General features: G+C 51.5%; 12 protein-coding genes. 5 read left to right on the plus strand and 7 right to left on the minus strand.

The window, feature by feature from the left end; genetic code table 11:
- Positions 1–11: 11 nt before the first annotated feature.
- From ACXAIA_RS20045 to ACXAIA_RS20055, 3 genes are read right to left on the minus strand one after another with little or no spacing between them, the layout of a single operon-like run.
- A complete protein-coding gene (locus ACXAIA_RS20045) occupies positions 12–797 on the minus strand; it encodes a siderophore-interacting protein (protein WP_475350913.1) in 786 nt (261 codons plus the stop codon).
- Between the two features lie 4 nt (positions 798–801).
- The gene (locus ACXAIA_RS20050) at positions 802–1,317 is read right to left on the minus strand and encodes a MarR family winged helix-turn-helix transcriptional regulator (protein WP_475350914.1); all 516 of its coding nucleotides are present in this window, start codon (positions 1,315–1,317) and stop codon (positions 802–804) included.
- Between the two features lie 16 nt (positions 1,318–1,333).
- Positions 1,334–2,737 (minus strand): MFS transporter, encoded by a 1,404-nt coding sequence (locus ACXAIA_RS20055; RefSeq protein ID WP_475350915.1) that lies wholly within the window; start codon positions 2,735–2,737, stop codon positions 1,334–1,336.
- 227 nt (positions 2,738–2,964) lie between these two features.
- On the opposite strand from ACXAIA_RS20055, the gene ACXAIA_RS20060 reads away from it, so the two are divergent.
- From ACXAIA_RS20060 to ACXAIA_RS20075, 4 genes are all read left to right on the plus strand, one after another.
- Complete coding sequence (locus tag ACXAIA_RS20060; RefSeq protein WP_475350916.1) at positions 2,965–3,156, plus strand: hypothetical protein; 192 nt, start codon at positions 2,965–2,967, stop codon at positions 3,154–3,156.
- Between the two features lie 86 nt (positions 3,157–3,242).
- A complete protein-coding gene (locus ACXAIA_RS20065) occupies positions 3,243–3,500 on the plus strand; it encodes a type II toxin-antitoxin system RelE family toxin (protein ID WP_475350917.1) in 258 nt (85 codons plus the stop codon).
- 10 nt (positions 3,501–3,510) lie between these two features.
- Positions 3,511–3,894: a helix-turn-helix transcriptional regulator gene (locus tag ACXAIA_RS20070; protein ID WP_475350918.1), complete on the plus strand. Its 384-nt coding sequence runs from the start codon at positions 3,511–3,513 to the stop codon at positions 3,892–3,894.
- Positions 3,891–4,154 (plus strand): helix-turn-helix transcriptional regulator, encoded by a 264-nt coding sequence (locus ACXAIA_RS20075; RefSeq protein WP_475350919.1) that lies wholly within the window; start codon positions 3,891–3,893, stop codon positions 4,152–4,154. Before ACXAIA_RS20070 ends, ACXAIA_RS20075 begins: the two co-directional genes overlap by 4 nt.
- Positions 4,155–4,280: 126 nt before the next feature.
- Here ACXAIA_RS20075 and ACXAIA_RS20080 read toward each other — a convergent pair whose 3' ends face one another.
- From ACXAIA_RS20080 to ACXAIA_RS20090, 3 genes are read right to left on the minus strand one after another with little or no spacing between them, the layout of a single operon-like run.
- Positions 4,281–5,345, minus strand: coding sequence for a hypothetical protein (locus tag ACXAIA_RS20080; RefSeq protein WP_475350920.1), 1,065 nt, complete (start codon positions 5,343–5,345; stop codon positions 4,281–4,283).
- A 1-nt stretch (position 5,346) separates the two neighbouring features.
- Positions 5,347–6,594, minus strand: coding sequence for a KAP family P-loop NTPase fold protein (locus tag ACXAIA_RS20085; RefSeq protein WP_475350921.1), 1,248 nt, complete (start codon positions 6,592–6,594; stop codon positions 5,347–5,349).
- 23 nt (positions 6,595–6,617) lie between these two features.
- Positions 6,618–7,832, minus strand: a complete 1,215-nt coding sequence (locus ACXAIA_RS20090; RefSeq protein ID WP_475350922.1) for a TIGR03862 family flavoprotein — start codon at positions 7,830–7,832, stop codon at positions 6,618–6,620.
- Positions 7,833–8,003: 171 nt separating this feature from the next.
- Here ACXAIA_RS20090 and ACXAIA_RS20095 point away from each other — a divergent pair, with 171 nt between their 5' ends.
- Complete coding sequence (locus tag ACXAIA_RS20095; RefSeq protein WP_475350923.1) at positions 8,004–8,498, plus strand: N-acetyltransferase family protein; 495 nt, start codon at positions 8,004–8,006, stop codon at positions 8,496–8,498.
- On the opposite strand, the gene ACXAIA_RS20100 is transcribed toward ACXAIA_RS20095, so the two are convergent.
- A complete protein-coding gene (locus ACXAIA_RS20100) occupies positions 8,495–9,433 on the minus strand; it encodes a helix-turn-helix domain-containing protein (protein ID WP_475350924.1) in 939 nt (312 codons plus the stop codon). The two genes, ACXAIA_RS20095 and ACXAIA_RS20100, sit on opposite strands and share 4 nt — an antisense overlap.
- Between the last annotated feature and the right edge of the window lie 164 nt (positions 9,434–9,597).

Raw genomic sequence — 9,597 nt, forward strand, 5'->3', positions numbered from 1 at the left:
GGGGCGCTCGATCAAGCCGCCGTTTTGGCATCTTCGGACTTGATGACCTTGTGGTTGTCTTCATTCATGCCAAGCTTCCAATAACTTGAGATATAAAGATCATCCTTGCCAAGACCGCGATCCGCGCGGAAATAGCTGCGCAATGCGCGCATGGAAGTGAATTCACACGCCGCCCAAACTGAAATCCGGCCACCGTCATGCCATGGCAGGCGTTTGACCACATCGCTCAGGACCGAGTTTTTCGTGCCCGGATGCGGGTTGATCACCCATTCGATCGTGATGTTCTCGGGCTTTTTCAGATCCTGCATGTCGGCCTCGGACCGGACTTCGATCACGGCATAGCCGCGCGCGTTATCGGGCAGGGCTTCCAGATTGACCGATACGGCTGGCAGGGCGGTCATGTCACCGACGATCAAGAACCAGTCGGCGGTCGGATCAACCAGCTTTTTCGGGCCGGGACCACCGATTGTAATGACATCACCGGGCGCGCAATTGACCGCCCAGTTGGATGCCGGGCCGCCATGATCATTGTCATCCGATCCATCACCATGCATGACGAAATCGATATCGATCTCGCGGCCCTGATCGGTCATGCGGTCATGACGTACGGTATAGGTCCGGCGCAGGACGCGGTCCTTTTCATCGCCTTCAATCGGGAAGATCAGTTTGACATAGGCGCTTTCCTGATCTTCGGGAAAGTCCTTCATGCCGTCACCGCCAAGAGTGACGCGCAGCATGTTGGGGGTGACATATCCCTTTCTGATCACGGTCAGATCGCGTAGGGAAGGCTTGCTCATTTCTTCACTCCTTGGTCCCAAGTCCTTGGTCATTTGGGTCGTTATCCGCAAAGTCGAGTTTCTTGCATTTGTGGGTTTCCAGGTTGTCGGACATCAGATTGGCGATCTCGACAAAATCATGGATCTGCTGTGGCGTAAGACCGCTTGTCATTCGGGATCTGACTTCTTTTTCGACTGCGCGGAAATCTTCCATTTTCGCGCTGCCGGCGGCCGTCAAATGCAGTGTTTGGCTCCGTCGATCTTCGGGGTGCGGGCGGCGTTCGATCAGCCCGTCATTTTCTAGTTCTTTCAAAAGCCGCGTCACCCGGCCTTTGTCCTGACCGGATTTTTCGGCCATTTGCTGGGCGGTGATGCCCGGGATGCGGACAATCCATTTCATCACCCGCTTGTGCGAGATCGGCATGGGCATGCTTGCTGCCTGCATCGCATGCATCAAACGTCGTTTATAGGCATGCACCAGCCGATGCAGGGTTTCACCGGGGACATGGACCTGATTTTCGACCTGATTTTCTTCGGTCATGGTTTTTCTTTCATCCTCAGGCGTTTGCCGTAATTAGGCCGCTGCGAAGGGCATGGCGGCGGCCTTCGCAAATCAATGTTGCCAGGACCGCCGATCCACTGGCCACCCAAAGAATGGTCTGCAGATCAAAGCTGCCACTTGTGCCAATCAGGATGGCGGCCAGGGCGGCACCAATTGATTGACCCGTCAGGCGTGCCGTGGCCAGCAAGCCGCTGGCGCCACCGGAACGGTCACGCGGGGCAGAGGTCAGCAACAGGCGGTTGTTGGGCGCCTGAAACAGCCCGAACCCGGCACCGCACAGCGCAAGGGTGATCACCATTGCGACGTCGCCATCGACATCGGCGCTGAGCGTGATGCCATACAGCCCGGTGGCAAACAGGCCCATGCCTATTCCTGTCAAACGCATCGGGGAATAACTGTCAGCCAATTTCCCGGCCAGCGGGGCGATGATGGCGGCGGCCAAAGGCCATGGCGTCATCAGCAAACCGGTGACCGTCGGGCTATATCCCAACACATCGTGGAAATAGAAGGGCAGGGCGACAAACGCAATCATCAGGGCGCAAAAACCAGCAATCGATGATGCAATCGAACAGGCAAAGACCGGCAATTTCAGCAAATCAAGCGGCAGCATCGGACGCGAACGCGACAATTGGCGGCGCACCAGAAACACCCCGGCGATCAGCGATATTGCAAACTGTGCTGCAATCAAACGCGGATCGCTTTCAATGCCGATATTGCCAAGGGCAGCAATCAGACCACCAAAGGTCAGGACATTGAGTATCGCACTGATGACATCAAACCGTGTACGGCTTGGCTGGGTAAATGGCAGGCTGAAGAACCCGATGGCAATCGCCAGCACCGACAGCGGCAGATTGATCAAGAACAGCCAGTGCCAGCTTGTAACGGCCAGAATGGCCGACGCAATACTTGGTCCGGCAGCGGCCGAAACCGATACCGTCATCGCGATCCAGCCAATCGCAATCCCCAGCTTTGCCTGCGGAAAGATATGGCGCATCAGGGCGGGGTTGATGCTCATGATTGCCGCCGCACCAAGGCCCTGTAACACGCGGGCTGCGGTCAGAAATTCGATGTTCGGGGCCATGGTGCACAGGGCGGATGCCACGCCAAACAGGCCAACCCCGACAAGATTGATTTTGCGAAAGCCGATGGCCTCGCCAAGGGCGGAAAGCGGCAGAAGTGCGACCACAATCGAAAGCTGATAGGCGGTTACCACCCAAATCGCATGGGCGGGTGATACACCCTGATCCGCCGCAATGGTTGGCAAGGCTACATTGATGATCGTACCATCGAGCACCGCCATCATGATGGTGACCAGAATGGCAAGGGTGGCATAGAACCGCCGGGGTTTTGGCAATCCGTCAGGGTGAATTTCAGGTGATATGCGAAACAGTCCGGGCATGGGGCAGTGCTTTCAGTCGGTGGCGCGAGGGGCGTGGCGACCAAACAGGGCATTGCATCGAAACAGCGTGGGGCGCCATCAGGTGCCAACGCAATTCCCTGTTTGGTTGACTTAATCAACTACATGAAAATGGTTGATATTGTCAACTATGATCTGACCTGCTCATACGGGCAGTATTCCTGCGGATCGATGGCAGTATCATCGCGAATGGAACAGGAGGAACGCAGATGAAATCAATCATCACGCTGGTAATTGCCGGACAACTCACACTCGGTTTGGTGGTCCTGCCAGAACAGACAAACGCGCAGCCGGGCTTTGTCGATCAAACGGTTGAGCATGGTGGCGGGTGCCGGAAAAGCTCCCCGCCCGGTCAGTGTTGCCAAATGAACAAGAAGGCGGGCAGTGTGCATTGTCATTGAGGGGGCGAGCATGAGGCTGTGTCCGAAAATTCTTTTCATTTGTTTGTGTAAATGTTATTAAAAGTTTGCATTAAGAAGGCGGGATAATGTTGCAGGTTGTCTATGCAAGGGAAGCCCGTAAGGCGCTGCGCAAAATACCGAAAAAGATGCGTGACGGCATCACGGGAAAAATCGACCTGATCGCAGAAAACCCGCGCCGCACCGATCTGGATATAAAACCACTCAAAGGTGTTGCGGCATGCCGGTTGCGCGTTGGGCAATACCGCGTGATCTATACCGAGGACGGCGTCATTCTTGATGTGCTTAAAATCGGTCCGCGCGGCGATATCTACGACAAGCTTTAGGAGACAGGCGATGAATGCGCCCCACCAGATCATTTACAAAGACGACAAGCCCGAATTCGCCGTCGTGCCATGGGATGAATATGTAAAACTCTTCAAGCCGACAGAAGATGATCTGGACAGAATGGCCTATGACCAAGCCGTGGCGCACGATGATGGTGTACGCTTTCCTGCTGCGGTGATCAAGCGTCTTAGTGACGGTGAAAATCCGGTGCGCGTGTACCGGGAATACTATGACCTGACGCAGGAAGAATTGGGCGCGAAAGTCGGTGTGACCGGAACCTATATTGGTGCCGTTGAACGGAACGCACGCCCGCTGTCAAAAAAGCTGGCGATGAAAATTGCATCTGTTTTCAAAGTCGATACGGATGAATTGGAGCCTTGGTTGCAAGAGTGACCTGGCGTGGTTGGAGGAAAATAAATCTGTCCCCTTTTCCTGTGATCAAGCGTCTCAGTGACGGTGAAAACCCGGTGCGCGTATATCGCGCGTATTATGATCTCACACAGGAAGAATTGGGCGCGAAAGTAGGGGGGACCGGAACGTATATCGGTGCTGTTGAACGGAACGCGCGTCCGCTGTCAAAAAAGCTGGCGACGAAAATTGCATCTGTTTTCTATGTTGATGCGGATGAATTGGAGTCTTGGTCGCAAGAGTGAACTTATGGGGTGGACGGAAAATAAGTCTGTCCCCTTGGGCGGAAATTAAATGTGTCCCCTTTTTCAAGAGTGACCTGACGGTTTTTGAAAAATAAATCTATCCCCTTTTTTACCTTTCGGCGGAGGTTAGGAGGGGTCGGTTTCACCTCTACGGACTGCTTCCAAAAAACTCTTGCCGAAAGCAGCAGTATCGCTATTTGTGGATTCCGACAGTCTTTTTGCTGTTTCTACGAATAGATCAGTTGGGTCAAGCGGTTCGAGATTTGACTTTGAAACTCTATCGAAGTCCCCACCTGTGGAATAAACTCTTGCGATGACGGCTTCAAGAACCCTTGGCGCAAGGTCATCAGACTTTAGAGTTTCTTCAATGAATGAAAATAGGTTCTTGTCATCTCCACATCCCCACCAAAACCAAATGATTCTAGACGGGTCAGCTTGGCTGATAAGTATGTTTTCAGCAGCTAGTTCATGTACGCGATTGAGTAATAGCGAGCGGGCGTCATCTCCGCCTTTACCTAACATTGGCTTCGTTGGATTTGCTCCGCGGTAATCGTTTCTGCTGTCTCCAACTGCAGACCTCATGAATTCGCACAGGAAAGATATATCTGGTTGGGTGCGAACTTGCTCGATGACTAGCTCGGCCTGATGATCTTCTTCTTTCGTGCGCAAAAATGCCCGTAGAGCCATTCGAGCTAAGTCTATTGAAGATGAGAAGAATGGTATTCTAGTTCTAGGAGCGAGTTTTAGTGCCAGATATGCTGCATCAATAATTACTTTTGCCCAGTCATCAGAGAAATCAGAACCTGCAATAAAGTAATCGTTGGATATCAGTTCGAATATTTCGATAAAATGATCTTCGGATGTGATGTTCCCGGTTTCAATGTTTTTTTCAATGAATTCATAGAATTGTTTGGGTTCAAATTTTTCTGAACTTATTACATCCAAAAGTTGTGTTTTGGGGTCGTCGGAAAATGGGTCCAATCCGAAATAAATATGTGATCTATCCTCTTTGTCAAAAAGGATTCTGCGTTCTTGAAATTGCTGAGGACTTGATATCTGTATCCTCCCAAATGCATTTCTGAATTCGCTCAATAGAAATTCAAGTGCATTTTGTGAAGCTTCGGGATTCTTTGCGTCCTCAAAGAACGTCAATAGTTCTTCTTTTTTGTAGCCCAGTTTACGTCGTTTCATTTTATGACCATACATATTGTCTAAGTAACTGGTAAACTCTTGGTTCGAACGTTTCCAGTGTAGTTAGGATTAGTAGGTCGACAGGCTCCACCCTTCCACGTAATGCGCCAATAGCCATCGCAAAACTGTTTGTTAGCCTATTTGCATCGCGTGGAGTTCGAATGTAATGTTGTAGTACGTATTGCCAAGCTTCCGTAAGTCTCCAAGTGGAATATGCTATTTGATGCTCTGATAAAACCTGTAGTATTTCTTGCTGGAATATCTGTTGAACTTGTCGAGTTGTTGGTAAGGGGATTGGCCTAGCGTATTGGACGATCTTCTCTAAAAAATCTCCACCGTGAGTACTTCTATTCCTGCGAATTGACTTCGCGACGATGCGATGGAATTCTTCTTGATCATAGGAAAGAAGATATACAATATTTGGCAGATTCGCGAGTCCTTTTATGGCGGATATTACCGAAGATGCTTCATCTGGTGAAAGCCTATCCAGGTCATCAATTACAAATATAATCCTTCTGTTTTTTTGCTTTTTGAGTGAATCTGACAGTCTTTTTTTTGCATTTGAGAGAGATATTTTTTCTTTTTTCTCAATGGCCTGAAGGAAGTTATCTATCCCTGATACGCCGACATTTCTTGCCGCATTTGTTGTCGCTAGTTTCAATATTTCTTTAATATATATATTCAGTAATTCGGCTTGCTCTGTGCCAAAACTAGAATGTACAGCTGAAGATAGTTCTTCAATTATTGAAATAGTAGTTTCTGTACAGCTAGAAAAATGCCAAGGAGAAAAGTGTATTACTGAGAATGGTGGCCCAAGTTCAAATTTATGGGCGTATAGACTGTAGTTGTATATGTCGTCTATATCTTCTTCTAGTGGGAACAAGCCTGATATTTGGCGCATCACGTACTTTTTGTCGAACGACAGTAACGACAAACTACTATTTGGCCGGGCCTCTGACTCATACCTCATTACGGTCAGATAGCTTTCATGGAGATGATCAAGGTGCTCTTTTTCATACCAGGTGACGGATTGTTCCAATGTTTTCTGGATGCAAATTTGTTTTAAGTAATGGACAATAAAATTGATAGTTGTCGTTTTCCCGCTACCCCAAGGACCTGTCAACGCTGCGACAAACCCTTCCTCGCTGACATCGACATTAAGTAAGCCGTTCGCAAAATTATATGCAAAGGTACGGCGATTTAGTGAATCTCTTAGAACAGACTTCAGTGGAATGTCAGAGTTTCTCATTTCGATCTTCTGTGTATTTTATTTTAAGTAGTGTTTGGGATAGAAGTACAAGCTGTCAACAAATACCCACCGGTCGGCGCTTCCCAATCCACCATCTCGCCGAAGCAGTAGGTGCCCGGGCGTTTGATGAGTTGGAAATTGTCATCGAGTTCTTCCCATGCGACACCGCCCGCGGTGCTGATGGCCTCGTCGAGTGGGCGGGGCTTTTTGATTTGAAGCGGCAGGGTCTTGATCGCGGTGGCGAGGGCTGCCGGGGCGTTTAGCGTTTCGCGCGGGGTGACTTCGAAAATGAGGGCTGTTTTGGTGGCATCAAGGCCGAGGGTTTTGCGCAGGTGATTGCCAAACGAGTTTTTGCCGCGCGGCTTTGACAGGCGCTTGATGACGTCATCAAGTGTGCGGTCGGGGCAAAGGTCGAGTGTAAGCGTGCCAACACCGGTTTCAAGCCATTGATCGCGAAGCGTAGCCGAAATAGCGTAGACAGCGCTGCCTTCAATCCCGGTTTTGGAAATGACGAATTCGCCGCGTACTGTTTGATCGCCGCATGTGAGTGTCACGGCCTTGACGGGCGACCCGGCGCATTTGTCGATCAGATGGTCGGTCCAGTCGATCTCAAAGCCGCAATTGGCCGGCTTGAACGGGTTGCACTTGATCCCGGCATTGGTGAGGATTTCCATCCATTTGCCGTCTGAGCCCAAGCGTTTCCAACTACCACCGCCGAGTGCGAGAATGGTGATGTCAGCGGTTGCGGTGATTTCGCCATCGGGCGTTTTGAAAACAGCGTGATTGTCGGCGTTCCAGCCGGTCCAGTAATGGCGGTAATGGATGGTGCAGCCGAGACCCTCAAGTCGTCTAAGCCAGGCGCGCAACAGCGGGCTTGCCTTCATCGCGGTCGGGAAGACCCGACCAGACGAGCCGACAAAGGTTTCAATCCCCAGTCCCGCGCACCATTCGCGGATCTGATCGGGGCCAAACTTGCGCAAATGCGGTTCGAGCCGTGCGCGCGATGTGCCATAGCGCGAAAGAAAGGTTTCAAGGTCTTCGCTATGGGTGATGTTAAGCCCCGATTTCCCGGCCATCAGGAATTTACGCCCGGCACTTGGCATGCCTTCATAGATCGTCACGGCATAACCATCACCCGCCAGCCGTTCAGCCGCCATCAATCCTGCCGGACCCGCACCAATGATCATGGCGGTTTTGCCGTTGGGTGTTGGCGGGATGCGGTCAGTGGTGTGTGGCATTTCGGACCTTGTGACGCAGGGGATAAGTGTCTGGCGGTTTTAACGGCTTTGGGCGGCGATGGCAATTTGTGTGCTGATTGTTCTGATCTTTAACGTGGGTCGCATTTTCTTGAGTTTTGCGGCGTTGCCTCCTAGGTTCTTTTCCCACCCCACGAAAGCATACGGAATTGAATGATGATCTCTGGACTCTGGCAGACCCCGACCGAAGACGACCTGACCTGCATTGTTGCGATGATGGAAGACCTGACCTTTCAGGACCGTATTTCACGCGTCCCGGATGAAAACCTTCGCGCGGCGCTGAATGGATCGCCCGATAATGCGCTTTGGGTGTTTCGCGTTGACGGGCGTGCCGTGGCCTATGCCTATATGACAGAAATGGCGACGGTATTCCCCAAACTGGACGAATTTGGCGTGTTTGAGCGCGGCCATGGCTATGGCAAGGCAGCCCTTGCGGCATTGGCCGAAAAATGTGCCGAAACGCCAACGTTTGAGAAGCTTTGGCTTAAGGTTGTTGATGGCAATGATGTGGCGATGGCGCTATATCGCAGCATTGGTTTCGGCGAGGAAGAATTCTTGCCCAAGAATTGGCTGACGCGCGCTGGTGACATCGTTGATGTCTATCGCATGTGGCTGACACTTGATACGTTGCGAAGCCCCGCAAACTAACGATTATCAAGCCTGAACCGGGCCGGGGAACTCCCGGCCTTTTTGGCAAAGAAGCGCGAAAAATATCCGGCATCGCGAAAGCCCAGCTCATCGGCGATTTGCTGAATGGCGATGTCGGTATAAATCAGCGTGCGTTTGGCTTCCAGCATCAGGCGGTTTTGCACCACCTCGCTTGCGGTCATGCCATAGATGTCCTTGGCAATGCGGTTCAGCTGGGTCGTGGTCACGCCAATCTCGCGGGCATAGAAATCAAGCGATTTGTGCTGCTTGTAAAAGGTTTCGACCAGCGTCTGAAACTTGCGGAATTTTTCGGTCTTTTGTTCCTGGCGTGACAGGCGCGCTGAATGGTCCTGTGGTACGGTGCGCCCGATGCCCAGAAGCAACAGGCCGAGGATATGGCGAAGCGCAAAAAGCCGGCCGGTATTGTGGCTGTAATATTCCTGGGCGAGTTGCGATATCAGAAAATCCGCCGGGCTATCGGTTTCGCCAGAGGGTGACCGTGTATCCACACAGACGGCCTGATCAAGGCGGGCGAGGAGTTTGGGGGCGGGGCTAAGAATTTCCTGCAGGTGATAATCGGTCAGTGATATCACCCAGCCATCAATGTTATCACTGAATTTAAAGCCGTGCACAGTGCCCGGCGGGACGGTGATAAGCTGACCGGCCTGCATTGTAAGGCTTTGGTCATCAAAGCTGATTTCGGCCCGCCCGCGGGTGATGTAAAGCAGCTGAAACAGGTTGGTATGGCGATGCGGTTTGATGTGCAGATCATACAGGCGCGAGCGTTCCGGGATGCTTTCAAGGTGGAAGAATTCCGGCTCCGTGACCGGTTGCGGATCAGATGTAGTTTCCAGATCAAAGCCATCGCGCGCACCGGGCTTTGTCGCCGCATCGCGTTCGCCATAAAGCTTATAGATCGGGATGTTGTTGCGCATCGTTGGTTTGTACTGCGGTGGCTTTAATGAACTGTGTTGGTGCAGTTTAGACTGTTTTTGGGCTGACAAAAAGAAAAGCAGCGGTGTTAAGTGTCAAGGACCGCTGCATGATATATGCGCATCCTTGCGTTTGCCCTTACAATGATTTTGCGCATGACGGCGAC

The organism is Thalassospira sp. ABL2_045 (assembly GCF_056161285.1).

Coding starts and splice junctions, on each gene's coding strand:
- ACXAIA_RS20045 (WP_475350913.1), bottom strand. CDS start 797: ATGAGCAAGCCTTCCCTACGCGATCTGACCGTGATCAGAAAGGGATAT.
- ACXAIA_RS20050 (WP_475350914.1), bottom strand. CDS start 1,317: ATGACCGAAGAAAATCAGGTCGAAAATCAGGTCCATGTCCCCGGTGAA.
- ACXAIA_RS20055 (WP_475350915.1), bottom strand. CDS start 2,737: ATGCCCGGACTGTTTCGCATATCACCTGAAATTCACCCTGACGGATTG.
- ACXAIA_RS20060 (WP_475350916.1), top strand. CDS start 2,965: ATGAAATCAATCATCACGCTGGTAATTGCCGGACAACTCACACTCGGT.
- ACXAIA_RS20065 (WP_475350917.1), top strand. CDS start 3,243: ATGTTGCAGGTTGTCTATGCAAGGGAAGCCCGTAAGGCGCTGCGCAAA.
- ACXAIA_RS20070 (WP_475350918.1), top strand. CDS start 3,511: ATGAATGCGCCCCACCAGATCATTTACAAAGACGACAAGCCCGAATTC.
- ACXAIA_RS20080 (WP_475350920.1), bottom strand. CDS start 5,345: ATGAAACGACGTAAACTGGGCTACAAAAAAGAAGAACTATTGACGTTC.
- ACXAIA_RS20085 (WP_475350921.1), bottom strand. CDS start 6,594: ATGAGAAACTCTGACATTCCACTGAAGTCTGTTCTAAGAGATTCACTA.
- ACXAIA_RS20090 (WP_475350922.1), bottom strand. CDS start 7,832: ATGCCACACACCACTGACCGCATCCCGCCAACACCCAACGGCAAAACC.
- ACXAIA_RS20095 (WP_475350923.1), top strand. CDS start 8,004: ATGATGATCTCTGGACTCTGGCAGACCCCGACCGAAGACGACCTGACC.
- ACXAIA_RS20100 (WP_475350924.1), bottom strand. CDS start 9,433: ATGCGCAACAACATCCCGATCTATAAGCTTTATGGCGAACGCGATGCG.